Source organism: Ktedonospora formicarum, assembly GCF_016587355.1.
GTDB lineage: Bacteria > Chloroflexota > Ktedonobacteria > Ktedonobacterales > Ktedonobacteraceae > Ktedonobacter > Ktedonobacter formicarum.
On the sequence record NZ_BNJF01000002.1, the window covers coordinates 602,098 to 626,341 of the forward strand.

Genomic DNA, 24,244 nt, shown 5'->3' on the forward strand with positions numbered 1-24,244 from the left:
AAAGTGCTTGAATCATCCCTTATTACAGTATATACAAGTGCTCGTAAAGCAATCAAAGGATGTTTCGATCTACTTGTGCGGCTACAATAGTCCGAGCTCCCGCGCCTTTCCTACAGCCTGGATGCGCTTCTGCACATCTAACTTCTGACAGATGTGACGTACATGCGCTTTGACGGTGCTCAATGCAATGACGAGAGACTCGGCAATCTCCTGATTAGACATACCGAGCGCGACCAGGTGCAGGACCTCATATTCGCGCTCACTTAGCCCACTCACATCTTTCTTTTCGTCTTCATTTGGCTCAAAGGCTGCCAGCAATCGACTTACATAGTGGCGCGCTTCTCTCTTGTGACCATGTTGAGCAAGGAGCGCACGCATAGGCTCTCCTAAGTCGAGAAAGAGGCGCGTATACTCCTCTGTCCCGGTAAGCGCCTCACCTAACAGATTGAGAGCTCGCTCGCGTTCACCTAGTTCAGCGAAGGCGAGAGCTTGTATAGCGCGAGCTTGCACAACCAGCTTCTTACGTTTCTCCTCTAAAGCCACCTTGATCAACGGCGAAAGCAGGGCAACTACGGCGCGATACTTTCCCTCCGCAAGCCAGACCTTCGCGAGAGTCAGACATTCCTGGTGCTGGCTTGATGTCAGCCTTTGTATCATACTACTGGCATTGATGCCAATCTTGCCAAGCGCGCGCTTCGCGCCATCCAGATCCTGCTGGAGGAGCGATAAGTCTACCGCGATCTCAGCGAAAATCAATTGCGACCAGAGTACTTTGCCTATCGCTGAAATCCGCTCACCTTTCCAGAGTTCCCTCCACGCGCGTTCAAACTCTCCCCTTACAGCGAAGATGCGCGCCTGAATATAACAGCCTCCAAGCACGGCCTTAATCTCCCCACTCCGCTCGCCTAGTTCCACCCCCACCAGGGCATGGCGCAAAGAAGCCACAAGGTCGTTTTTCTCATACAACAGTTCGGCGAGACCGATATGTACTATGGCACTCACGGGTGCTCGCGAACCCGCACGGAGTTCAGCCGTTGAGAGAGCCTGCTGAAGAATGGCGTCGGCTTCGGCCAGCCGTCCCTGGTCAATACAGGTCGCTGCCAGATAGCGACCCGAGAACATAGCTGGGCGCAGACTACCCAGAGCTTGACTGATATGTAAGGACTCAGCAAACATGCGGTACGAGTCGTCAAGATCCCGCATGGTGCCACTCAGGCCAAAGGCGATATCGGCGCGCAGGAGCGCGCGACTCGCGGGGAGAGTTTGCAGCGCCTGATGCGAGTATTCAATAACCGTTGGTACGTCATTATTGAAGGCCGCAATTCTGGCTCGGAGCGCGGCAATATCACCTCGGTATTCTTCTTCACCACGCTCCTCAATGGTCGTAACAAGCGCTTCGACATCCTTCAGATCTCGCTGTCCGCTCATAAGCAAGGCCCAGGCATAGTGTGCTTCGAGATTGGGATGTTGACCATCGTCCATTCCTGGTAGCTGTTGCAGCCAGGTCAGCAAGCGCTTGTACTCACTCCGCTTCCATAACACATCTTCGCCTATTCGCTCGATCAGCAGAACCGCACGCTGAAGCTCGCGCGCGGACAGATAATACTCAATGGCTTCCTCAACCATTCCTTGTTGCTCATACCAGGCGGCAGCTCGAATCCGCAGACGCTCTATCAACCCCGGCTGACTCTCTCGGACAAGCTTGGCTTGTAAGAATTCGCCAAAAAGCGCGTGATAACGATAGCACTGACCTTGATCGTCGAGAGGTACAACAAACAGGCCTGCGCGCTCGATGGAAGCAAGCTGCTCCCATGCCTTCTCTTCATGACTCTTCTGAATATCGATATCATCATCAGATAGAATGACTGAGCATAGTTCGGGCGTAAGTAACGGGAGTACAGAGGTATAAAGCAAAAAGCGCTGAATCTCGGCTGATTGGCACGCGAAGACCTCTTCCGCGAAATAGGCGAAGAGGTCTCGTTGCCCCCCCCTAAAACCCGCCAGAACCTCGGTAGGTTCGCGTCGCCCTCGTAAAGCCAGAGTAGCCAGGCGTAAGCCAGCTATCCAGCCCTCGGTACGTTCGTGCAGCAAGGCGCATTCATCTGTTGTGAGTGGGACTCCACCAATCTCACGAAAGAATTGTTCAAGCTCGTCCAGATTCAACTTGAGATCCTCTGTACGCAGTTCGACAAGTTCTCCATACATCCTGAATTTTCCCAGGGTCAATGGCGGCTCGCTCCGACTGGCAATGATCAGATGCATATCTGGTGGAAGGTTATCTAGAAGCAATTGCATCCCCTGGTGAATTTGGATATTAGAGATGAGATGATAGTCGTCCAGAATGAGGACTCCACGTTGCCGTGCATTCATCAGGGCAGCGACCATCGTTTCTAGCGTCATTTGCGGCAGAGAAGCGATTGGAGATGGAAGATCGCGCATACTCCCGGAGTGCTCTCGTTGCAGTGCACGCCAGATTGCGCTCCAGAAGCGAATTGGATCATTGTCACGTTCGTCAAGTGAGATCCAGGCAATATCCCTCCGCTTGCTATATCGTTGCCTGTATGCCTCATACCACATATCCAGCAGAGTTGTTTTACCAAAGCCAGCCGGGGCTGTGACCAGCGTTAGTTTGGCACGCAGGCTCGCGTTCAGGCGTTCGAGCAGGATAACCCGTTCAAGCAGGTCACCCTGATATGGCGAGAGGGCAGGTGGGGTAAACTTGACATTTAGCAGTGGCTGGGCTCTAACTCCGTCCGCTTCTTCTCTCTGATACGAGGCGAGATGACGGGTGACTTGATTCAAACGCTCTGAGGTCATGTCTTCGCTCCGCCCAATATAGGTTTTATGGAGCTTACCACCACGGCTACGATATGCGATCCAGTACCAGCCTCCACGCTTCCGGCGCTCCTTGCGCGCTGTAAACGAGCCCGCCTCATCCTCGAAAAAGAAGCTCCCTGTTTCCTCATCAGCCAGCCAGGCATACCACTGCCGTGACCCCACTGTAACGGGCATACTCTTGTCTACTGGCAAGACGAGCTTATTCTGTTCAACGCGGGGTGTTGTTCGTGCCATAGCTCCTCTTATATCAAAACACTAACGCTGACAACCCTGGCCCCATATGTAGGCGCAGAGCTATAGCTTTGCGCCTACATATGGGGCCACCAGCATATACACTAGAATCATGCATGTCAATATAGGATGTTTCGGTCAGAAGAGAAGGGAGCATATCGCCTTCTCCCATCAATTGCCTGAGATGCAATGCTCCTGACTCAGAGATGACACTGGAGCACACAGCTCAAACTCTTGCGCGCCAGGCCACCAGGGAGGGAGGACAAAGCGCATAAGCTTTATAAGGAAAGTATCGCGTTTAGAGCGTACAAGTGGTACATCCTTGTCTGTCTCCCAAATTTTTGCCCCATACCTTCCACACCCAACCTTTGCCCCATACCTTCCGCGCTCTATAAATTCTTGAATCATCTGATTATGGACAATAAAAAGGCTTGTGCTTGAGTAGTGACTCATATTCATGCTCACTTTCGCAGACTAGTAGACCTTCGTTCTGAGCAGATTATAGAATCACAACTGACTCTCCCACATCCACCGAAAGCAGGAATCGCAGCATGCTCTTCAAAATCTTTAAGTACAGTTTTGCATGTAATTACATATAATTAATTGTAGCCCCTACCTGCTAATTTTTCCCAAACTTACCCAACGCGCAAGGTTTATAAGCCCAGGATCAGAACACAGATATGGTTTCAACAAGCCTGACAATGGGAGAGATTCAAAAATTGCTTGCTACCCTTAGCTCTCAGCAATCATAAGCACTATCGGTAAGAGTTCGCCTGCAACGAGCCTCCGCTCAACTTTCACTTCACGAAAGCCAGCCTCTTGAACGGTTTGCTCTGTATACCGGTTCCAATGACAGTTGCCCAGAAAGAGCCTTGAAAGGGGTGTTAGCATATCTTGAATAAATGCCACACTGCGCTTATGAGAGCGCACATGCTCGACCATAAACAGGCGACCTCCTGGCTTGAGCACACGACGAATTTCTTGCATGCCACTTAGTGGATGGGCAACCGAACAGAAGACCAGGGTGCTCACGACGCAATCAAAGGACGCATCGGCAAAGGGTAAGTGTTCAACACGCGTTCGGCTCAGGACAACTGGCACTGACGCAGCCTCTGCCCGCTCACGCGCATAACCTAGCATGGTATCATCCGGCTCTGTCGCCTCGACACACTCGACAAGCTGTGGATCATAGAAGGCAAAGTTCAGTCCATTACCCGCGCCGACCTCCAGCACTACACCCTTCGCTTGAGCAACTATTTCTTTGCGAAGCGGCTCTATATACGTCTTCTCTGTCGCTCCCTGCGCCGTACGCTCATAATAGTTAGCGAAGAGGCGACGCCTAAAGGCTGGCCTTGGAATGTACTCCTGACTCATAGCGTTCCTTCACTTTCAGCTATTGCTCATGCGATTTAGCAAGACATCTACCACGACCGTCAGAAGGCTTGAGCCCTGCATATGTAGGCATAGCACTTGAGTCTTGCCTTTTCCCCACCATTTTCTCACGCATCAATTCCTTCTGATTGCCGCTGTCAATATTGTCGCGACAGCGTTTTTCCGATACTCCCATCTTTAACGGATGGCGAAAGGTTATTAGCATGTCTCTCATTCGTCTTTACCGTTTTGTGGGGTCATGTTATGCTTACGTATATACGATAATGCCATACGGGGGACAGCTATGACCAGAAGAAAGAGTGAGCAACAGCCACAACTCTTCGCGACCTATAGTTATTCCTGGAAGAGTATACAACAACTTAAGATCAAGGATATCATAGTTGTTGGCGATGAGGAAGCCAGAGTCAACGTCATCAAGCAGGATGAGGAGGAGGTGAGTTGGCTAGTTACCTACGTGATATTGCAGAGCAATGAGCGAGGTGAGCAAATATATTTCGCTCATGACAATATCTATGCTCGCAAGGATGAGTAGAATGCGAGAGCCTAACCCCTTGCCAGAAAAGCCTGAACTCTGATAAAATAGGCGCTGAAAGGTATTTGCCGATCCTTTTTATAGGGATAAAGGATACATTGATTATGGTAGATCGCATTTTCTACAGTTCATACTCTATTTTACCCCCACCAGTCATCGCCACCCACTAGGGCAGGCTGAACGACTATACCTTCTTCCATACGCGCCATTCCTATATGGTTGGGTCGTGTTATTCGTTCGTGTTCACATCCTGCCCTCACTCCATACACATTTTATCCCCTCACAATAAGTCTTAAGTCTTTAAAGGATGTGTTATGCGTTCGCAAGGTTCATTTCAACGTGATTTCTGGTTTATCGTCGCCGCCTCCGTCGCATGGGGCACTGTCGGCGTCGCCAATCAGGCAATCTATGCACATACAGCTACTAACGCGCTCTCGCTGGCATTCTTCCGTCTGGCGATAGCCGCACCACTCTTCCTGATAGCTTGTCTACGCCTGTTGGGCCGCCGCTTCCTCTCGATTAAGCTCCGCGACCTGGGAGTAATGGTCCTCATGGGGGCGATGCAAGCGCTCTATCAGGCCAGCTATAGCGCGGCTATCGCCTATTCCGGCGTGACAATCTCGACGCTGATCGCGCTGTGCGTGGCTCCAATCATTGTTGTGCTCTGCTCTACCTTCTTGATGCACGAGAGGCCTACGCGTTCGACGCTTCTAGCTCTGCTCTGCGCTTTCTTCGGTACGATCCTACTTGTCGTTTCACGCACCGATCCACAACAGGGAAACTTCTCACTGGTAGGAATTGGGCTCGCGCTACTTTCCGCTACCGGGTACGCGGCCTTTATTCTCTTTGGGCGGCTTTTCACTACCTCTTATCACTCTGTTCAGATCAACTTTGTGGCCTTCGGAACTGGCGCGCTCATTCTGCTCGCCTTCGCCTTGCCAGGAGGTCTGGTCGCGACCTACCCTACGGGCGACTGGCTACTTCTCTTCTACCTGGGAAGCATCCCAACAGCCCTGGCATATGGTCTCTTCCAGGCGGGGATGCGCTCGGTCTCAGCAACGGCGGCAAGCATTATAACGCTCTTCGAGCCTCTCACCGCCGCTCTACTGGCATGGCTACTCTTCCATGAACAGCTTGGACCCTTTGGGATTCTGGGCGGCTTGCTCCTGGTAGGCGCCCTGCTCCTACTCGCCTATAAGAAGTGATTTGAGGACATAGATGTGGGTTGAAGTCAACGTGACTTCAACCCATACTTCTCTTCTATAGAGAGCTGACTTAGATGAGTGTATGCAGTATGATAAGAAGACGAGGAAACGTTGATTGTTAGAGGGAACACCAGGCTATGAAAGTGCTTATTATCGGCGCTGGCATTGGGGGCCTATGTACAGCCCTGGCCTTGCGCCGCGCTGGTATTGAGGCGCAGGTCTTTGAGCGAGCCGAGGGCGCACAAGAGGCAGGGACTGGCCTGACACTCTGGACAAATGCTCTACGCGCGCTAGAACAATTGGGATTAACAGAAGCATTGCGGGAGTTCGCAATGCCATATACACGCGCTGCTTTCCAAACGCCGCATGGTGCTGTTCTGACCGAAACCTCAACGCTCTCGCTAACACAAGCGCCCTGCGTCTCACCGGTCGCTATCCACCGGGCAGATTTACACCATCTTCTTCTAAACGCATTGGGAAGAGATGCTGTCCAATTTGGCACGCGCTGCGTCACATATCAGCAAAATCAGCGTGGAGTGCATTTACAGCTTGAGAATGGGGAAAGCGCCTATGGTGAGGCTTTAATAGGCGCTGATGGCATTCACTCTATGCTTCGGACCAGCCTCTTCGCAGGGAGTGAACCGCGTTTTGCTGGATATACAGCCTGGCGCGGAATCGCGCGCTTTAGGCATCCACACGCTGCTATCGAGACATGGGGACGCGGCATACGTTTTGGCTCAGTGGTCCTCTCTCAGGATCATACCTACTGGTTCGCGACCCGCAATGAATCACCTGGACACGATGCGGACGCGGTAACACGCAAGCAAGGGCTTCTTACGCTCTTTCATCAATGGCATCAACAAATCCCGGAAATCATAGAAGCCACTGAGGCTCAATCTATCCTTCACAAAGACATTTATGAACTCAAGCCGCTACCGCACTGGAGTGTAGGACGCATCACGCTGCTTGGGGATGCCGCGCACGCCATGACGCCCAATCTTGGACAGGGAGCGTGCCAGGCTATTGAGGACGCCGTGGTGCTCGCCGAATGTATAGCCCAATATCCACAGCCTGAAGACGCATTCCAGGCATACGAACGCCGCCGCCTGGCACGTGCCAATAGAATCCTACGTCAATCGCGTCTCCTGGGGCAGATCGGTCAATGGGAGAATTCATTTTTGTGTGGGTTGCGCGATCTGGCTCTGCGAGCCACACCACCTATCCTCTTACGCAAACAACTCGAGCCTATTGTTGGCTATAAGATCCCCTCGGCAATACCAGTGGGCAGCGTACGCTCAGGCCGTCAGCTTTAAGCGAAGCGCGGCTGCCGCCTCGCGTTTGCTCACATAGACTTTATTGCCGCAGTAGATATTGCGACGCTTAAAAGCTTCTGGCGTCTCGCGCTCATAGCGCTCACGCACACGGGGATTACGCTCGGCGGCGGGAGAGAAGAACCAAGCCACCGATAATGGCGTGAAGGCCGCATCATGTACCCAGGCGGGACAGGGCAGATCATAACGAACGCAGAGGTACTCAACCGAAGCCGCACAGAAGACGGCCCATCGCTGAAGTTCTGGCGTGACATTCGCGGGGATCTCTATGCAGTCCTGCACCAACTCCTCACGCCGCTTGGCAAAATTATCAAAGAAATCATTCATGAAATTGCCAAGTGGAACCCACGGGGTCGCGTCCGTATGCTCGCAAATCTCCCGGTATGTAAGGGCCATAGTTTGAAGCTGTATGTCTGTTAGCATGGCACTGCACCCCTCATTATGTCAACCTTCTCTATCCTTATGCGCATTATACCATGAAACCGAAAGATACAGGAAGCTAATAGAAGAGTTCGTCCAGGGTATTTTCGAGGAGATATTCCTCCTGCCAATGTTTGGCAATGAAGGTATCTACCAGAGCCTGCACCTCCTCGCGTGTCTGTACGCCAAGATGAGTGCAGAGTGCTTCGACATCGCCCCTATCCTTCTCACGAAAGGAAATGAGCTTGAGAGCCAGGATACAGGCTTTTGATGGGAGGTACACTTCCAGGCGGTTAAAGGTCTTCCAATGACGAGCCTGAGGATCAGGAGCAAAACCGCGCACAAAGAGAGCCGCGTCATCATTGAGCCAATGCTGCTTAATCTTCAGACGGCGTGCGACTGCTCGCACCGCCGTCTTAAAGAGACGCGATTCTTTCGTCGCGGTATCCAGGCTCGTCGTATCGGGCATATCCATGAGCACCACATCGATATCCTGGGTAGACTCGCGGTTGCCCACCATAACCAGCATATAGACGCCACCTACGATCATCACGCGTACAGGCTTCTCAAAGCCTCGCCGCTCAAGCTCATCACCTAGTTCCTGTAGGTAGAGCTCAACCTCCTGTCTCTCCATAGCGCGTCCATGCCCTCCTCACCTTAACGCTTGCCAAGCTTAGCCATGACCGCCTGCTTGAGTAGCGCGATTTCCTCTACTTTAAGTAGCAGGATACCACCAAAGTAGACCACAACCGCCGCGCCGCCTGCGATAAGCGTGGTCAGTACTTGTCCCTGGAAGGTACGCAGCGAGAAAAGATCGTATTGTCCCATCCAGGCTTGCAGGCCCCAGGCAACCGCCACCATCGCGATAGTCGCAGCGATAATCTTGGCGAACGCAGGCAGAGAAGAGCGGATCTTCAGTGAGCCAAAGAAGCGATAGAAAAGGATAACAAGGATGATACCGTGCAGCGAGTTCTGTACTGTATTGGCAAAGACAAGCGCGGGCATACCAATGGTGCGATAAAAGGGGAGAGCTACCAGGGCATAGCAGCCGTAACACACAAAGCCTACGACCACTGGCACAATTGTATTCTTGCGCGCGTAAAAGGCGAACATAATCAACTGGTCAACAACCAGGAAGGGAAGCTGATAAGCATAATATTGCAGGGCGATAGCCGTCAGGTTGGCGTCGCCAGATTTAAAGCCCCCGTGCTCAAAGAGGAGAGAAACAATGGGATACCGTAAAGTTATCAGGCCAGCGGCAGCGGGTATCATCAACAGCAGTCCCAGGCGCAGACCCATCATGAGCGTCTCTTTGAAGTGCCCATCCTCATTCTCAGTAGCATAGCGCGAGAGTGTAGGCAAAATCGCAAAGGAGAGGGCTGCTGCTACCAGACCACCGGGGAACTGGATCAAAGTGGTGGCGAACTTGGTGGCTGTCAGATTCGCAGAAGGATTTCCCGGAGTGCGTGTTTGTAGACCTAAGTCAAGGAAGACAAATAACATACTCACAATGTAACTCAGGGCCAGGGGAGCATAGAGCTTGAAGATACGCCGAATCGCCGGGTGCTTTAGGTCGAGCACAAACATATAGGGCAACTTCTGACGCTTGAGGCCAGGAACCAGTAATGCTATTTGCGCCAAAGCACCCAGGATGACACCAAAGGCCAGACCATAGTGCCCAAACTGGTTCGCACCCCACCAGCCAGTCACCGCGGCTCCGGCAATGATACCAAGGTGCAGTGCTCCAGCGGCGAAGGCCGCAACCCCAAACTCTTTGCGCGAGTATAGTACAGCCTGTAAGATCGCGAAGGGGCCCATAACAGCTAGGGCGCAGATGATGATCTGCGAGAAGGTAATCGCTAAAGGCTTCAGATTCGGCGCTAAATTCCCTGTAAGGACACTTCCCACGAACCAGGGCGCGATAAAGACAAATATAGTTGCGATAACCGCAGAGACCAGGATTAGCAGGTTGACCAGGCTATATACGATGCGCCGTAGCTCCTGCTGATGCTCCTCTTCGGAGTAGTCCGTAAAGGTAGGAATGAGCGCCCCACTAACAGTACCATTGGCGAGCAGATCAAGAAAGGTCTGCATGGGAGTCAGGGCAGTGGCGAAAGGTCCGGTGATAGCTGTTCCCAGGCCCGCCAGAGCGCTTTGGCGCAGTTGTCCTAGAACGCTGCTCCCCAGGTTCCCCAGCATGACAAGAGTCGCCGACTTGACGAGCTGACCACGTTTACTGTGTTCTGGCTCAGCTTCAGCAGTCTCGACAATCTCAACTATTTCCTGATCGGCGGTTTCTTCCTCTACCGTCTTCGGGTTAGGAACATGCGCAATGCCTGCTTGCTCTTCCATCAATAAATACCTCTATATCTCTTCTTTGCTCTGGTTAGTGTCCTCACTATAGCACTTCACTCCCCTTATATTACAAGATAGAGAAATAATTCCTATGGTTATCATGCAGGCGCTTATCAGAAGGAAATGCAGAGGCGCGATAAAGGGGTATTGCAATAGGAGAGAGGCGCATCCCAATGGCACACCTCTCTCCTATTGATTGCGCCCCTGCTCAATTAATGTTTAGAGGTAGATCTTATTGCGTTGGCTGGCTCATTCCCAGCGACCTGCTACGCTTGCTCTAGTAAGCAGCCGTAAAGCGGCGACGAATAAACTGAGACTTCTCAACCTCGTCCAGCAGAGCAACGGCAAAATCCTCTGCCGAAATGCTACTCTCGCCCTGCTCGTTCGTGACAAGCTGATCCGTTCCCAGGCGATACTTACCAGTGCGTTCGCCGGGCTGGATAAGCGCGGCGGGGCAGAAGAAGGTCCAATCGATATCTGAGGCTTTGTAAATTGGCAGCGCATCGCGTAGAACGCTGGCACCAGCCTTCCAGGCTTCGGGGAAATCAGGGGTATCGACGAGTTGCACACCTGGAGCTACCTCAAGGCTACCTGCACCACCAACCACGATTAGCCTACCACTCCCAACTTGCTTAACACCCTCAATAACGGCATTGGCGGCGGTAAGGAACGTTTGTGGACCCTCACCCGCCGCATAGCGGGGGGCAGTTGCGTTCACAATAACGTCATAACCCGCAACCTGACGAGCAACACTGGCGGCATCCTGGATGTTACCTTCTTCAACACTAAAATTAGGATGCGAGATGCTTACACGTGTGGTATCACGAACGATACCTTTGACCTCATGACCTCGATCCAATGCCTCACGCGCTACGCGCTGTCCAACTATACCGCTAACACCAAATATGGCTATTTTCATTTTTCGCCTCTCCTTTATAATAAGACTTAGCCCAATTGCAACCAAATCAGTTACAAATTTGGGTAAAAAAAGAACCTGCCCATCTTATAGCGCGGGCAGAGAACTGTCTCCGAGCGCTGTCTTCAATATCTGGGCGACATTCTTACGCGCCAGAGCTTCTTCAAAAGCCTGCTCGGCCTCTCCAAAATGGAGCAAAAGTGTGCGTTGAATATTTCTTCCAACAGTACAGTCTGTATTGGGCGTGCTACGCGACAAAGCGAGCAAATGACCCTCATCGACAGCGCGATAGACATCAAGAAGTGTGATAGTCTCTGGCGCACGCAAAAGACGCCAACCACCACCAACCCCAGGCTGTGACGTGACGAGGCCCGCGCGATGCAAAAGGCCCAGTATACGCCGGATAAAGACTGGGTTCGTATTGACACTTCCCGCCATATATTCCGAGGTCAGAAGTTCGTTCTGACTCTGAGCAAGCAACGTTAAAATGTGCAACGCAACCGCGAACTGACTATTGGTTGAAATGGTACCGGCACTCCTTTCTCTATTTGAAACCATTATAGTTACAATTAGAGAAGATGTCAAGAATCTTATAGGATAAGTTCCCAGGTCTCGCCAATCAAATCATAGCCAAAACTATGATGTGGCTCCTGCTCGACAAGCTTAAAGCCTGCCCTGGCATAAATATGCCGCGCGTCGACCAACACATCATTGGTCCAGAGCATCAGCTTTTGATAGCCACGACGGCGGGCAAAGCGAATGCATTCTTCTACCAGGCGAGAACCCAAGCCCAGACCGCGTGTCCTGGGCTCGACTAGCAATAGGCGTAGCTTGGCGACAGTCTCGCTAGACTTGACAACGAAGACAGAACCAACGATCTCGCCATTCATCTCGGCAATCCAACAACGTTCGTACTCAGGCTGATAGTTATTGATGAAGCCAGCAACAATTTCAGCAACCAGAGCCTCAAAGCTCTCATCCCAGCCATACTCCTGCTTATACAGTACACCATGCCGATAAGTGACCCAACCCATATCGCCCGGCTCTGGCGCGCGCAAGATAAAAGGTTCGGCATACTTGAGCCCCCTATCGAGAATACTCTCTACGGTCTCCATCGCTTTGAGGAGGCGTAGTTGCTCATCCTCGCCCAGACTGTTGAGTAATTCGGAAACCTCTTCCCGCGAGCGTTGGTCAAGTAAGGTAAAAGCGGCCTCTCCCTGCGAGGTGAGATACAAGATACGCTGGCGCCCATCCGCCTCCGAGCGCACACGTTCGATTAGTTCTTGCTGCTCCAGGCGCGCGAGAATACGACTCATATAGCCCGCATCCAGCCCAAGCTCACGCCCTAGATCGGCCGCTGTCAGGTCTCGACGTTGCCCCAACTCAAAGATAATACGCGCCTCTGTCAATGAGTAAGAGCTGTTCAGCAATCCCTCACGAAGCACCCCTATCCGACGTGTAAAAAGGCGGTTGAAGTGTCGTACGGCTCGTATTCTATCATCAAGCGTGAGAAGTTCCATCCACAGCTTCCTTCCTTCATAGCATATACTTGCTTTTGTCAAGTATATTCTTGCCTGGGCCAATTATATGCTATGCAAGCCACAAATGCAAATCAGGAAACTATCTCACTAAATGAAGCTGGACTTTAAAGCTTGAGCCCTCTCCCTGGACGCCGCTACTTTCAACCCAGACCATTCCTCCCATAGCCTCGACCAGGCGACGACTAATATAGAGACCAAGACCAGAACCACGAATCACACTATTCACATCCCGCTCAAGGCGTACAAAGCGCTGAAATAGACGCCCTTGCTCCTCTAGAGGAATGCCGCTACCCAGGTCAGTGACGCTCACAGTAGCAAAAAGGTTGTTCTCAACGCGTGCGGAAAAAATAATCGGGGAGCCAGGTGGTGAATACTTGACCGCGTTGGTAGCCAGATTGAGGAGCACCTGGCGTAGCCGTGTGGGCTCAGCCTGAACTATTAACGAGGTTGGTACACATATCTCCAACTTACGTTGCTCATGCAAGATCTGTGGCTCAATGAGTGTAATGACATTCTTAACTGCTTCAAGAACCTCCACTGGCTCCAGGTGGATGGGGCGAATACCCGCATCAATCTCTAGCCGGGAAGCATCCATCACGTTATTGAGCAGGAATGCCAACTCCTCACTGCCACGCAGGGCTTTGAGGATAAAATCGCGCTGCTGCTGCTTTGGAGTTGTTTCTCCATAGGTCATGAGCAGTTCCAGGTATCCCTGAATAGAGGTCAGGGGCGTACGAAGCTCATGGGAAGCTGTAATCATAAACTGATCCTTGAGCTTGTCTAGTTCTTGCAGTCGCTCATGCGTCTGGCGAAGTTCCGCAAAGAGTCGCGCTTGCTCGGAAGCGACAGCTTCCTGCTCAATCTTAGCCTGAGAGAGCGCTTGCACAAGCTTTCTGTTCTCACTCATGGCTATAAGCGAGCGCAAGGTGACCAGTAATCCCACAACACTCGTTAACCCGATCAGAACCAGTGAGCTATTCTCGTTGAATGCATACTCCTGAACGCCGCTATAAAAGGTCAGAACCAGCAGAATGCCAAGTGGCAAATAGACCAGGAGATTTTGTACCAGTTGCCATAGTTCTTGATTAGCCTCTTGCGTCCTCAGGAACCTGAGCAGTGGCTCAATTCGCGCTTGAGCAGAAGAGGAGTCCTTATTATCACAGGCATGGCGGCAAATCGCGGCATACTGATAGATACCCGACAGCCCAATGAGCATAAAGCCAAGATACCAGAAGGGGTCAATGAAAAATTTTACGGCGTCATACGTTCCAATCGCCAGGGTATAGGCATAACCAGTATCAGCCCAAATATTAGATATTACGCCCACACCCAACAGTACCAGCGAGGGCAGGAAGAGTGAAGTTGTACGCCGATAAACTAAAAGGATAATGGCAAATATCAAGAGCATATCCCAGAAGGGATAGGAGACAGCAGTCACCAACTCAGAGGTGCTCACCCCGGACTTGATTTGGATGAAAAAGACCTTGCTTATGAAGAAAAACCAGCTCACCCCCAGAATACTAAGCGTCGCGATGACCGCATCAAGAGCCAGGCGCAACCGAAAATGCGAGGTACTTGGCATAATCAGCAGTCCCAGGAAAGTGAGAGGATATACACAGGTAAAGCCAATATCCGACCAGGAAGGTGAGAGTAAGCTCTGCCCAGTCCACTCCGCGTAGGTATAGTACAGCCCGCCCAGGCAGTTTGACATGAGTCCCATACCAATCAGCAACCACGCGAGCACATAGGCTTTCCCCAGGCGCAGGGGACCACGATAAGCACGATAAGCAGTGAGAAAACCCCAGGTAGAGCCTAAACCCGACGCCAAGGGATACATAATATTCGATACCAGATCTGGATACCTATCCTCAGCCACATGGAAAAAGAAACCCAAAATACTCGCAAGCGTCATGCAGATAAGAATTGCCAGAGCTACGTACTTCCCCCGCTGGAGGCCCTTTGTATAAACATTAGTCAATCTATCGCTCGCGATGGTCATAACCACAGCTCCTGATATGGACGCATTCTACAAACCTTACACATCTGATGGCTTAGCATTTGCCAATCATCGACAGCTCATGCCAATCAGGGGAATTGTGATAGCGTCCATGCTTTTCACCACCAATCCCCTGAGCAAGCATCATAATTTCATATGTGAAAGCGAAAGCCGTTACTTTGACAAACGCTATCGTTCTACTGGCTAAAAACACATCCTAAATTTAGTATAGGCGGATATCCGCAATAAGTGCAAGGAACCATTACCAGTGTGCTTAAACAATTACCTGAGCACTTGAACGACCAGCCGCACGACCGGAGAAAATACACCCGCCCAGGAAGGTTCCTTCAAGCGCACGATAGCCATGCACACCACCTCCGCCAAAGCCAGCAACTTCGCCAGCAGCGTAGAGGCCGGGTATAGGCTGACCATCAATATGTAAGACACGTCCCGAAAGATCTGTCTCAAGTCCTCCCAGCGTTTTGCGGGTAAGGACCGAGAGCCGAACGGCAATAAGAGGTCCGGCGGCAGGATCGAGTATGCGATGTGGTTTCGCAACGCGGATCAGTTTATCCCCAATAAATGAACGTGCGCCACGGATAGCCGTAACCTGGGCATCCTTCCCATAGGGATTCGCAATCTGAAGATCGCGAGCCACAATCTCTTGCTCAAGCTCGCTTGCATCAATGAGATCCTCACCGATCAATTCGTTCATAGCCTGTACCAGTTCTGGCAGCGTACGCTTGACAAGGAAATCGGCACCCTTCTGTTTGAAAGCCTCAATAGGGGCTGGTGCGCCGGGGAGAACGCGACTAAGCGTTTTAAGAATGCTGCGTCCTGTGAGGTCCGGATTCTGCTCCGAACCAGAGAGGGCAAACTCACGTTCGATGATACGCTGATTGAGCAGGAACCATGAGTAATCGTAGCCCTGTGTGGTAATATGCTGAAGCGCACCAAGCGTGTCAAAACCAGGATAGAGGGGAATAGGTAAGCGGCGACCACGTGCGTCTAGCCATAGCGGTGAGGGCCCGCTCAGGATGCGGATGGCGTGCTTCGTCCAGATAGGTGCATAATTATGAATGCCTTCAGGATAGTGCCACATGCGATCTGGATTGATGATATGCCCGCCATTATTTGCTACGACTTCGAGCATATGCCCATCGACGTGATCAGGCACGCCTGAGATCAGGCGTTTTGGGGGTGGTCCCATCCGCTCAGGCCAGTTGCGCCGCACAAGTTCGTGATTACCACCAATGCCACCCGAAGTCACAATTACCGTCTGAGCCTTGAGGTCAAAATCCCCCACAACTGTACGTGAGCTTGGTATACCACGCTCGACGGAACTTGGCTCAAGGATCTCTCCCCGTACCCCTTCAACGGTATCGCCGATCATACGAAGAGAGGTCACACGATGACGGAAACGGAGTGAGACAAGCCCACGCTTCTCGCCCTCACGAACACGCCGGATAAAAGGTTCCAGCACACCGGGTCCAGTTCCCCAGGTGACATGGAAGCGAGGAACCGAGTTGCCATGACCATTCGCCAGATAGCCACCACGCTCGGCCCACTGCACTATAGGAAAGAGACGCAGCCCTTGTTCACGCAACCAGGAATATTTTTCACCTGCCGCGAAGGCAACGTATGCTTCGGCCCACTTTCGCGGCCAATGATCCTCTTCACGATCAAAGCCAGCGCTCCCAAACCAATCCTGTAAAGCCAGTTCGTAGGAATCGTGAATGCCCAGGCGGCGCTGCTCAGGCGAGTTGACGAAGAAGAGTCCTCCAAAGGACCAGAATGCCTGACCGCCAAACGAGGCTTCTGGCTCCTGATCTAGCACGATAACCTTCTTGCCTGCGTCAACCAGTTCCGCCGTGGCTACCAATCCGGCAAGGCCCGCCCCGACGATGATCGCATCGGCTTCATTGCTCATGCACATCCCCCTTTTTGCTGTAATGTAGCATATCCAGCAATCTAGCGTAAAGGGGGAATCTGGTTCTACAACCTGTGCCTCCACGTCCGACCATACCATCCAGCTTACATGAGCTACTCAACATCCTACACGAGCTTGAACAGAGGGATATACTACACTTTCAAAGATCGATAGCGTTTCATGAAAGATAGCGGAGATCTTAGACGAAAACCAACCCTCATACGAGGGCACGGCGCCGCTCTCGCGGCTAGCGCGCACTCCTTGCGCGAATATCTAAGCGCGAAGGCAGCGTTACTGTTCGTTGCAACAAACGCGCTCAAGTTTTCGAAGGAAGAAGCGTTACACACCAGGAAAGAGCGCTCACATGAATATCTTTAATCGCCTGTTTATGGCCCTGCTCAGCCTCGTAGTAGTGGTCGCTGGAGTCATAGTGTTACTGCTCCTAACTAAACTCATTACGCCCGCAGTAGTGAGCCCTAATGGTTTCCTCACACAACAATGGAGCTACTTTACGCAATTGAGCATTACGGATGCTATTAAGATGGCCCTGATAGCTGTTGGCCTCATCCTTATAGGTGGCATACTCTTTATCCTTGAACTCACTCCAAGAAAACGAAGACGTACCCAGAAAACGGCTGAAGCGATGAGAATGGAAAGAGGGCCAACTAGACGCTAGTGAACTTTCAGCAAACACATCGCTTCTCCAACCTTTGTGCTCTATTTTCTGGATGACTCACTCTTCGCTAAGATGTGTGGATACAGGCCGCAGGCGAATGGGAAATTGTACTTCCGTGACATACTGATCTGTGGATATATCCTTTCCTCTTTGGTGGAGCAACATCCGTGGTGGACCTATAAGTTGATAGTTATTGCCTTCCAACCAGCGATACAGCGTCGCATAAGCATTGCCGAGGGCAAGATAATATCCTTTGTGCATAACACAGGCCATTAAGCCGCCTGGCAATGTGCGCTCGCTGAAGGGAGTGTTGTCAGGAAGCCCTTTAGACAGCGGGACAGCCGTTTCCACATCAATCACAAGGCGATCCTCTTGCAACTTGTGTCGAGAGTGTAACAAAAGCATTTCTGGCTGTGCATATGAAATCTGCTTCCCATCAAGATACGTTCTGATACGTTCATATACCAGTCCCATCGCCTCTTCCATCGACATAAGCCCACGATCCGATGCTACAACGACAGGCTCCACTTCTTTCAAGAGAATTTCATATACTGGCATGCTTCCCTCCTGTTTAATCTGGCAAAGCCGGGCGGCAATACGCGCCAGTCGCGCCTGTTCCGCTTCAATGAGTTGCCGCGTTTGCTCCTGCTTAAGCAAAAACATAGCCTGTAGTTGATCAGGAGAGAGATTTTCCTCCAGCAATCGCAAGATCTGTTCCAGGGGGAATCCCATATCTTTAAAAGCTAGAATTCGATGTAAGCGCGGGAGCTGTTCGAGGATGTAGTAACGATAGCCGCTTTCAGGATCCAGCGCATGCGGCTTGAGCAGGCCGCATTGGTCATAGTGACGCAATGTAACGATGGAGACTTGCCCCACCCGGGCAAACTCGCCAATCTTGAGCATAAATGATTCTTTTATGTTGCTACCCTTTCTTCAAGCCGAAGCATACACTCTCATCTAACCTGAGAGTCAAGCGGCATATTCCAAATATCTCACACTCCCCTCTTGATATGTTATGGCAATGGTGGTTTTCCTTAGATACAAATTACTTGTATACAAGATACTATTGTTTTAGTATCTTGTATATGTTATACTTACTCACATACATCGATGGATGAATATGGCATCGTCTCCCTAAATGAACATTCCTTGGAGTTGTTTCAATTGGAACATATTGAAGATTGCCTGAACTTTTATCTCGGCAAAGCCTACCAACGAGTTCTACAGGTAACCAGACAACGTCTCGCGCCCTTTGGAGTCACATCGGGGCAGTACGCAGTGCTCAAAGTTCTCTGGGAACGCGATTATCAGAGCGGCGCAGACCTGAGTGAACGACTGCTACTTGATAGCGCTACAATGACTGGCCTCTTAGATCGCCTCGAACATGCGGGATTGATTGAACGTCGACCCCATATAACTGACCGCCGGGTAAATGTGATCGCCTTGACGGCTCGCGGACGCGACCTCCAGGAACCGCTGGATCATGAGTTAGAGCTGATAAACCAGGAATTTCTTAGTTCGTTCACAACTGAAGAAACAAAGCTCCTGCGACACATGCTCACAACTATAGCCAGTGGTGGGAGAACCACTCTCACCCTCAAACCATCCGAAAGTCCATAACCCCATCGCCCCCCTTATGTTATAGAGCCCATACGAGACCCTTATCAAACTATGCTATAAAGCGAGGATTATTTATGCTCTTTGATACTAAGGTAGCTCTTGTCATTCGAGAGGATCTGGCCTCATGGCAAAAAATAAACGTGGCGGCCTTCGTAGCAAGTGGAATCGCAGCATCTTATCCCGAATGCATTGGTGAGCCCTATGCAGACGCAACAGGTAATGATTACCTGCGTCTCATTGGGCAGCCCATCTTGATCTATGGCGCGGATAGGGCCGCCCTGGCGCGAGTGCTTGATCGCGCGCTCGCGCGTGGTGTACAGCCTGCCCTATACACGGAAGAGATGTTCTCAACCAGCCATGATGCCGCCAATCGCGAAGCCGTACGCCAGTTCGAACGTGAGAAGCTTCATCTGGTGGGCCTTGCGATCAGAGCAGAGCGCAAAGTGGTCGATAAAATCGTAGATAAACTGAAATTTCACCAGTAAATGGCTTAAAAGCAACGGAAAGCAATAGCGGCAACAAGTCGATTATCTGCCTCTATCGCTTTCCGTTTCGCCAATCTCACACATATTTAACCGTCGCAAGAGCGTATTGGAAGAATAAATTTCATTAAACAAATGGCTTGGTACTCCATATGTAGGCTGAGAACTTCAGTCTGCACAGAGCTCACCGCTCAATCCGCCTGCCCTCCGCTATAAACGGAGTTACAAACAGAGGCAGGTGGCAACAAACTTTGTTCATCCCCTAGAAAATCACAGTATTCTATGCCATACTATAAATTAGCAATTGACAGTTTTAGAAGAGGATACTGTGAATACACCATCATCTCATGACGATCAGGCATCTCTGCTACCACGGCAAGGAAAGGTTGAGCTTACCGGAGTGCCTCAGCTTGATCTAGTACTGGGGGGAGGTCTTCCCAGAGGAGCCCTGGTCATTATCCTTGGCGCACCCGGCAGCGGCAAGACAACTCTTGCCAGTCAGATTGCCTTCGCCGCTGCCCAAAGAGGAGAACAGGCGCTCCTTCTCACCTCGCTCTCAGAGCCGACAACAAAGCTGCTCAGTCACCTTCAGTCCTATAGCTTCTTCAAACCCGAGCTCGTCGGAAATGGTGTACAGGTCTTTAGTCTACAGCAGTTCATAGCCCAGGGCAAACCACCAATCGCCAAAGATATCGTGAACGCAGTACGTCAAACGCAGGCAAACCTGGTAGTGCTAGATGGCTTTCAGGGTATCCGCTCGCTAGAACCAGATTTCAACGCTAGCCGTCAACTCCTCTATGACCTGGGAACACGCCTGAGCCTCCTGGGAACAACTACCATTATTACCACCGAAGCAGATCCGCGTGATCCTAATCTCTTCCCAGAAATGACCACTGGTGATACTCTCATTGGCCTCTACTTCACCCTCTCAGGGGTCCGAGCCTATCGCAGTCTTGAGGTGCTCAAAGTACGGGGACGAGCGCCCCTACCTGGACGGCACAGCCTTGCGTTGAGCGCACACGGAGTACACGTCTATCCACGCCTGGAGACGTGGAGCCGCTATGTACCAACCAATCAACTAGGAAGACAAACCACACCACTCAAACATAAGCGTGCCACATTCAGCTTGCCTGAGTTGGATGTTCTCCTTGGAGGAGGCATTACACGCCAGACCAGTACCCTACTCACTGGAAGTCTTGGTGTAGGCAAGACTTTACTCTCGCTCAAATTCGCACTCTCTGGTATTGAGCACGGGGAGCCAGCTCTCTTCCTGGGCTTCCGTGAAACACAAGAGCAACTCTTGCAGAAGGCCGATTCATTCTCGCTGGGTGCGCAGATGCGCTCCGCGCTGGCATCCGGCAAATTGACATTACAACGCTGGGAGCCAGTCGAAGTCGACTCCGATCAGGTAGCGACGGAAATGCTCAACTCGCTAGAACGCACTGGCGCACGCCGAGTCGTTATCGACAGCATCGCAGAATTAGAACGCGCCGTCGTGGAGAGCAGCGGTTCGGAGAGAATTGCAAACTACCTGGCAGCCTTACTTGCAGTCTTCCGAGCGCGCGGCGTAACCTTATTGGCAATAAAAGAAAGTTCAAAGATAGTTACGACGAGCATGGACTTCTCGGCTGATACCCTCTCCGTCTTGGCAGAGAACGTCTTGCTAGTCCAACAAATGATGTCACACAACAAGTTGCACCGCGTTCTCTCCGTGCTGAAGATGCGCTTTTCAACGCATGAACATAGTCTGCGTGAATTCGTTATCGCACCACCTGATGGTATCCGAGTTTTGACTAAGGAAGAAAGCACATTGGATGGCTTGTTGGGAAACGATGGAGCGGAGCATGGGGCTCAGCATGCACCTCACCAGTATGACAACCCCTCAGAGAGGGGGAGAGGATGACCGAGCGAAACACCTCACTTCGCACAACCGAATCCCTCTCTGTCCTAATTGTTGATGATGAGGTAGGCATTGCTGAAACTCTCGCTGATTTTATCCAGGAACTAGGATACACACCTTTGGTTGCCTATAATGGCCTGGAAGCACTGGCCCTGGCGCGTAAGCGCTGGCCCGCGCTAGTTATTACGGATTTTATGATGCCTATCCTTAATGGTCTTGGCCTCCTAAAAGCCTTGCGCGCCGAAGCAGCAGAACAGAGGAAAACAATGCCCCCGGTCATTATGCTAAGTGCGGTAAATACTATAGCGGCAATGCGCGACGAAAAGGCAGACGCAATGCTTGCCAAACCTTTTGACCTGGACGAATTAGAGCGAATCATCGAGCGTTTCCTCAGTCAATAACGTCTGGCTTACCTCACAGCCCGGCTCATTTGCTGGTTCACTCGTTTGGTATTGTCATCCTGTCATCAGCAAATTCAAACCTATCCTGACCCATTCATATTCCCTTCTGGTTACAAAGTTTCCATCTATTCTAGCAACCTACTTGCCTTTGAGACTAGTCAGAATCCTGGCAAATAGATCCATCATTGCTCAACTTTAGCTCACTACAACGACATGATGCCACCATATGCCAGGGCGACTATAAAATAGGTGGCAGTGAAGGCGTTGGGTAAGTTTGGTAAGCGCTATTAAAGATTTTCATAGCACCTGCTTTTTCTCCTTTAGATGGATGTGTACAGACACGCACCAAGAGTAAGATTACGCTACGCCCAAAGAATGGCGAATCTGGACGACATAATGGAGGAGACTACCATGCAGACAACTATGACGAGAACGCTAGGACGAAGCGGTTTGATTGTGAGCGCACTTGGACTGGGCACCTGGGGCATCGGTGGCGAATGGACCTACAATGGATTGCACGATGGATGGGGAGAGGTTGATGATGCGGAATCGACAAGGGCGGTCTACAAGGCGCTAGAGATGGGTGTGAACTTCTTCGACACCGCAGACGTATACGGATGTGGTCGAAGTGAACGTGTCCTGGGGCAGGCACTCACTGGACACAGACACGAAGTTGTGATCGCAACCAAGTTCGCAAATCGCTTCGATGAGGAGACAAAAACGGCAGGCGGGCGCGACGTCACTCCTGTGTACATCAAGCGGGCAGTTGATGCCAGCCTGATCAGACTACAGACCGATTATATCGACCTGTATCAGCTTCACGGCCTGGAATCCGAGGAGAGTGCGGATGAGATAGTAGCAACACTAGAAGATCTGGTGAGCGTAGGTAAGATTCGCTTCTATGGTCTAAGCGACGACAACATCGAGCACGCCCAAACCTTTGCTCAGGGGCAGCATTGCACTGCCATTCAGCATCACCTCAATATTTTTGGCGGCAACGATGAGATCCTGAGTCTTTGTGAAGAGCAAAATCTGGCGAGTATTTGCCGCACTCCACTTGCGATGGGACTGCTCACTGGCAAATATCAGTCGCCAGAACAGCTTGCCACCAACGATGTCAGGCTCCACGCTCCCTGGTGGGATTACTTCAAGGAAGGAAAGATGCAGGAATGGCTGCAAAAGATAGAGCAAGTGCGTGCTATCCTCACCACCGATGGGCGTACACTAGCCCAGGGCTCACTAGCCTGGATTCTGGCACGTAGTTCCCGAAGCATCCCCATTCCAGGCTTCAAATCAGCCGTTCAGGTAGAGGATAATGCAGGCACACTCCTCCTTGGACCTCTAAGTGAGCCACAAATGCGCGAGATTTCACAATTGCTCAGCTAACCCTACTTTGCCAAAAAGAGTGATCAATCAGAAAACGGACACCGTGGCAAATGACATCTATCGAAATAACACTATCCCGTTAGAAAGTACGCATTGACGGCTGTGTCCGAAAAACGCCAGCTCATACTAATAATCTCGTGTAAGATACAGACTATCAAGACAATGAGACTATTGAGAGGGAAATATATAAAATGACACAGCACGAAAAGGCTGATTTTCTTCAACGGCTACAACAACAAGGTCACTCACTTCTACTTCCTAACGCATGGGACGCCGCCAGCGCTCGCCTCTTTGAAGAAGCAGGCTTTCAAGCAATTGGTACAACAAGCGCGGGTATTGCCTTCTCACAGGGCTATTCCGATGGGCAGGCAATCAGCCGCGATGAAATGATGCGCGTAATAGCTCGCATCGTAGAAGTTGTGCGAGTTCCTGTAACAGCGGACATTGAAGCGGGTTACGGACCAACACCCAAGGATGTCGCGGAGACTATTCGAGCGGTCATCGCGACTGGCGCGGTAGGCATAAACCTTGAGGATAATAGGGGAGTATCCCAACTACTCTATACACTAGATGAGCAGGTAGAACGTATCGCGGCAGCGCGCAAGGCCGCTGATGACGCAAGCCTTGCGCTTGTCATCAACGCTCGCATTGACACCTACTTATATCAGGTTGGGGAAGAAGCAACACGCATGGAAGAGACCATTCAACGTGCAAAGGCTTATCTTCAGGCTGGCGCGGATAGCATCTTTGTTCCTGGTGTGATTGATCCAGAATACATTCAAATCCTGGTGCGTGAGATCCCAGCACCACTCAACATTATGGCTAGTCCTGGAGCACCGTCAACGCGTGAGCTCTTCGCGCTAGGTGTGAATCGTGTAAGTATTGGTGGGGCAGCCATGCTTGCAACAATGGGACTTGTACGCGACATTGCGCACGAGCTACATGAGGAGGGGACTTACCAACAAATTTCCACACACTCTTATGATTTCGCCATTGCCTCACAGCTTTTTCAGCAAGAGAAATAAGGCAAGTTGAGAAGTGTGATCGATCCAGAAAGCAAGCACATACCGAACATAAACAAGGGGAGCACGG

The 24,244-nt window shown here is 51.3% G+C and carries 21 protein-coding genes; 10 read left to right on the plus strand and 11 right to left on the minus strand.

The genetic code is table 11. The features are described 5' to 3' along the window. Positions 1–81 precede the first annotated feature (81 nt). Entirely contained in the window at positions 82–3,072 is a 2,991-nt protein-coding gene (locus K3T82_RS21605) for a winged helix-turn-helix domain-containing protein (protein ID WP_220195621.1), read from the minus strand. A gap of 729 nt (positions 3,073–3,801) precedes the next feature. Beyond that, positions 3,802–4,443 (minus strand): class I SAM-dependent methyltransferase, encoded by a 642-nt coding sequence (locus K3T82_RS21610; protein WP_220195622.1) that lies wholly within the window; start codon positions 4,441–4,443, stop codon positions 3,802–3,804. A 301-nt stretch (positions 4,444–4,744) separates the two neighbouring features. On the opposite strand from K3T82_RS21610, the gene K3T82_RS21615 reads away from it, so the two are divergent. The 3 genes from K3T82_RS21615 to K3T82_RS21625 all read left to right on the plus strand — a co-directional run bounded on the left by K3T82_RS21615 (position 4,745) and on the right by K3T82_RS21625 (position 7,511). Continuing rightward, complete coding sequence (locus K3T82_RS21615; RefSeq protein ID WP_220195623.1) at positions 4,745–4,993, plus strand: type 2 periplasmic-binding domain-containing protein; 249 nt, start codon at positions 4,745–4,747, stop codon at positions 4,991–4,993. Positions 4,994–5,307: 314 nt separating this feature from the next. Next, positions 5,308–6,198, plus strand: a complete 891-nt coding sequence (locus K3T82_RS21620) for a DMT family transporter (RefSeq protein WP_220195624.1) — start codon at positions 5,308–5,310, stop codon at positions 6,196–6,198. Positions 6,199–6,335: 137 nt separating this feature from the next. Further along, positions 6,336–7,511, plus strand: coding sequence for an FAD-dependent monooxygenase (locus K3T82_RS21625; protein ID WP_220195625.1), 1,176 nt, complete (start codon positions 6,336–6,338; stop codon positions 7,509–7,511). Here K3T82_RS21625 and K3T82_RS21630 read toward each other — a convergent pair. The 8 genes from K3T82_RS21630 to K3T82_RS21665 all read right to left on the minus strand — a co-directional run bounded on the left by K3T82_RS21630 (position 7,494) and on the right by K3T82_RS21665 (position 16,687). Then, the gene (locus K3T82_RS21630; RefSeq protein WP_220195626.1) at positions 7,494–7,952 is read right to left on the minus strand and encodes a hypothetical protein; all 459 of its coding nucleotides are present in this window, start codon (positions 7,950–7,952) and stop codon (positions 7,494–7,496) included. The two genes, K3T82_RS21625 and K3T82_RS21630, sit on opposite strands and share 18 nt — an antisense overlap. Positions 7,953–8,028: 76 nt before the next feature. Then, positions 8,029–8,583: a hypothetical protein gene (locus K3T82_RS21635; RefSeq protein ID WP_220195627.1), complete on the minus strand. Its 555-nt coding sequence runs from the start codon at positions 8,581–8,583 to the stop codon at positions 8,029–8,031. A 23-nt stretch (positions 8,584–8,606) separates the two neighbouring features. Then, positions 8,607–10,301 carry a murein biosynthesis integral membrane protein MurJ gene (gene murJ, locus K3T82_RS21640; RefSeq protein ID WP_220195628.1) on the minus strand — a complete coding sequence of 565 codons (1,695 nt, stop codon included), beginning with the start codon at positions 10,299–10,301 and terminating at the stop codon, positions 8,607–8,609. Positions 10,302–10,581: 280 nt separating this feature from the next. Beyond that, entirely contained in the window at positions 10,582–11,223 is a 642-nt protein-coding gene (locus K3T82_RS21645) for an NAD(P)-dependent oxidoreductase (RefSeq protein WP_220195629.1), read from the minus strand. Between the two features lie 84 nt (positions 11,224–11,307). Beyond that, positions 11,308–11,745 carry an Rrf2 family transcriptional regulator gene (locus K3T82_RS21650; protein WP_476630039.1) on the minus strand — a complete coding sequence of 146 codons (438 nt, stop codon included), beginning with the start codon at positions 11,743–11,745 and terminating at the stop codon, positions 11,308–11,310. A 65-nt stretch (positions 11,746–11,810) separates the two neighbouring features. Continuing rightward, positions 11,811–12,740, minus strand: a complete 930-nt coding sequence (locus K3T82_RS21655) for a bifunctional helix-turn-helix transcriptional regulator/GNAT family N-acetyltransferase (protein WP_220195631.1) — start codon at positions 12,738–12,740, stop codon at positions 11,811–11,813. A gap of 100 nt (positions 12,741–12,840) precedes the next feature. Then, on the minus strand, positions 12,841–14,760 hold the full coding sequence (locus K3T82_RS21660) for a sensor histidine kinase (RefSeq protein ID WP_220195632.1): 1,920 nt from the start codon (positions 14,758–14,760) through the stop codon (positions 12,841–12,843). A gap of 271 nt (positions 14,761–15,031) precedes the next feature. After that, positions 15,032–16,687, minus strand: coding sequence for an FAD-binding dehydrogenase (locus K3T82_RS21665; protein WP_220195633.1), 1,656 nt, complete (start codon positions 16,685–16,687; stop codon positions 15,032–15,034). A 364-nt stretch (positions 16,688–17,051) separates the two neighbouring features. Between K3T82_RS21665 and K3T82_RS21670 the strand changes: the two genes are divergently transcribed. Next, positions 17,052–17,363 (plus strand): hypothetical protein, encoded by a 312-nt coding sequence (locus K3T82_RS21670; RefSeq protein ID WP_220195634.1) that lies wholly within the window; start codon positions 17,052–17,054, stop codon positions 17,361–17,363. A gap of 57 nt (positions 17,364–17,420) precedes the next feature. Here the strand turns inward: K3T82_RS21670 and K3T82_RS21675 are convergent, their stop codons facing one another. After that, on the minus strand, positions 17,421–18,266 hold the full coding sequence (locus tag K3T82_RS21675; RefSeq protein WP_220195635.1) for a MerR family transcriptional regulator: 846 nt from the start codon (positions 18,264–18,266) through the stop codon (positions 17,421–17,423). A gap of 261 nt (positions 18,267–18,527) precedes the next feature. On the opposite strand from K3T82_RS21675, the gene K3T82_RS21680 reads away from it, so the two are divergent. The 6 genes from K3T82_RS21680 to K3T82_RS21705 all read left to right on the plus strand — a co-directional run bounded on the left by K3T82_RS21680 (position 18,528) and on the right by K3T82_RS21705 (position 24,177). After that, positions 18,528–18,983, plus strand: a complete 456-nt coding sequence (locus K3T82_RS21680; protein WP_220195636.1) for a MarR family winged helix-turn-helix transcriptional regulator — start codon at positions 18,528–18,530, stop codon at positions 18,981–18,983. Between the two features lie 74 nt (positions 18,984–19,057). Beyond that, on the plus strand, positions 19,058–19,468 hold the full coding sequence (locus tag K3T82_RS21685; protein WP_220195637.1) for a DUF2000 family protein: 411 nt from the start codon (positions 19,058–19,060) through the stop codon (positions 19,466–19,468). Positions 19,469–19,793: 325 nt separating this feature from the next. Next, positions 19,794–21,368, plus strand: coding sequence for an ATPase domain-containing protein (locus K3T82_RS21690; RefSeq protein WP_220195638.1), 1,575 nt, complete (start codon positions 19,794–19,796; stop codon positions 21,366–21,368). Next, positions 21,365–21,766, plus strand: a complete 402-nt coding sequence (locus K3T82_RS21695; RefSeq protein WP_220195639.1) for a response regulator — start codon at positions 21,365–21,367, stop codon at positions 21,764–21,766. The genes K3T82_RS21690 and K3T82_RS21695 overlap by 4 nt, the downstream gene beginning before the upstream one ends. Before the next feature lie 411 nt (positions 21,767–22,177). Beyond that, positions 22,178–23,152, plus strand: coding sequence for an aldo/keto reductase (locus K3T82_RS21700; protein ID WP_220195640.1), 975 nt, complete (start codon positions 22,178–22,180; stop codon positions 23,150–23,152). Between the two features lie 191 nt (positions 23,153–23,343). After that, on the plus strand, positions 23,344–24,177 hold the full coding sequence (locus K3T82_RS21705) for an isocitrate lyase/PEP mutase family protein (protein ID WP_220195641.1): 834 nt from the start codon (positions 23,344–23,346) through the stop codon (positions 24,175–24,177). Positions 24,178–24,244 lie beyond the last annotated feature (67 nt).

Bases quoted from the DNA above. Each gene is read 5' to 3' on its own strand.
- K3T82_RS21605 (WP_220195621.1), bottom strand. From the start codon at position 3,072: ATGGCACGAACAACACCCCGCGTTGAACAGAATAAGCTCGTCTTGCCA.
- K3T82_RS21610 (WP_220195622.1), bottom strand. From the start codon at position 4,443: ATGAGTCAGGAGTACATTCCAAGGCCAGCCTTTAGGCGTCGCCTCTTC.
- K3T82_RS21615 (WP_220195623.1), top strand. From the start codon at position 4,745: ATGACCAGAAGAAAGAGTGAGCAACAGCCACAACTCTTCGCGACCTAT.
- K3T82_RS21620 (WP_220195624.1), top strand. From the start codon at position 5,308: ATGCGTTCGCAAGGTTCATTTCAACGTGATTTCTGGTTTATCGTCGCC.
- K3T82_RS21625 (WP_220195625.1), top strand. From the start codon at position 6,336: ATGAAAGTGCTTATTATCGGCGCTGGCATTGGGGGCCTATGTACAGCC.
- K3T82_RS21630 (WP_220195626.1), bottom strand. From the start codon at position 7,952: ATGCTAACAGACATACAGCTTCAAACTATGGCCCTTACATACCGGGAG.
- K3T82_RS21635 (WP_220195627.1), bottom strand. From the start codon at position 8,583: ATGGAGAGACAGGAGGTTGAGCTCTACCTACAGGAACTAGGTGATGAG.
- murJ (WP_220195628.1), bottom strand. From the start codon at position 10,301: ATGGAAGAGCAAGCAGGCATTGCGCATGTTCCTAACCCGAAGACGGTA.
- K3T82_RS21645 (WP_220195629.1), bottom strand. From the start codon at position 11,223: ATGAAAATAGCCATATTTGGTGTTAGCGGTATAGTTGGACAGCGCGTA.
- K3T82_RS21655 (WP_220195631.1), bottom strand. From the start codon at position 12,740: ATGGAACTTCTCACGCTTGATGATAGAATACGAGCCGTACGACACTTC.
- K3T82_RS21660 (WP_220195632.1), bottom strand. From the start codon at position 14,760: ATGACCATCGCGAGCGATAGATTGACTAATGTTTATACAAAGGGCCTC.
- K3T82_RS21665 (WP_220195633.1), bottom strand. From the start codon at position 16,687: ATGAGCAATGAAGCCGATGCGATCATCGTCGGGGCGGGCCTTGCCGGA.
- K3T82_RS21670 (WP_220195634.1), top strand. From the start codon at position 17,052: ATGAATATCTTTAATCGCCTGTTTATGGCCCTGCTCAGCCTCGTAGTA.
- K3T82_RS21675 (WP_220195635.1), bottom strand. From the start codon at position 18,266: ATGCTCAAGATTGGCGAGTTTGCCCGGGTGGGGCAAGTCTCCATCGTT.
- K3T82_RS21685 (WP_220195637.1), top strand. From the start codon at position 19,058: ATGCTCTTTGATACTAAGGTAGCTCTTGTCATTCGAGAGGATCTGGCC.
- K3T82_RS21695 (WP_220195639.1), top strand. From the start codon at position 21,365: ATGACCGAGCGAAACACCTCACTTCGCACAACCGAATCCCTCTCTGTC.
- K3T82_RS21700 (WP_220195640.1), top strand. From the start codon at position 22,178: ATGCAGACAACTATGACGAGAACGCTAGGACGAAGCGGTTTGATTGTG.
- K3T82_RS21705 (WP_220195641.1), top strand. From the start codon at position 23,344: ATGACACAGCACGAAAAGGCTGATTTTCTTCAACGGCTACAACAACAA.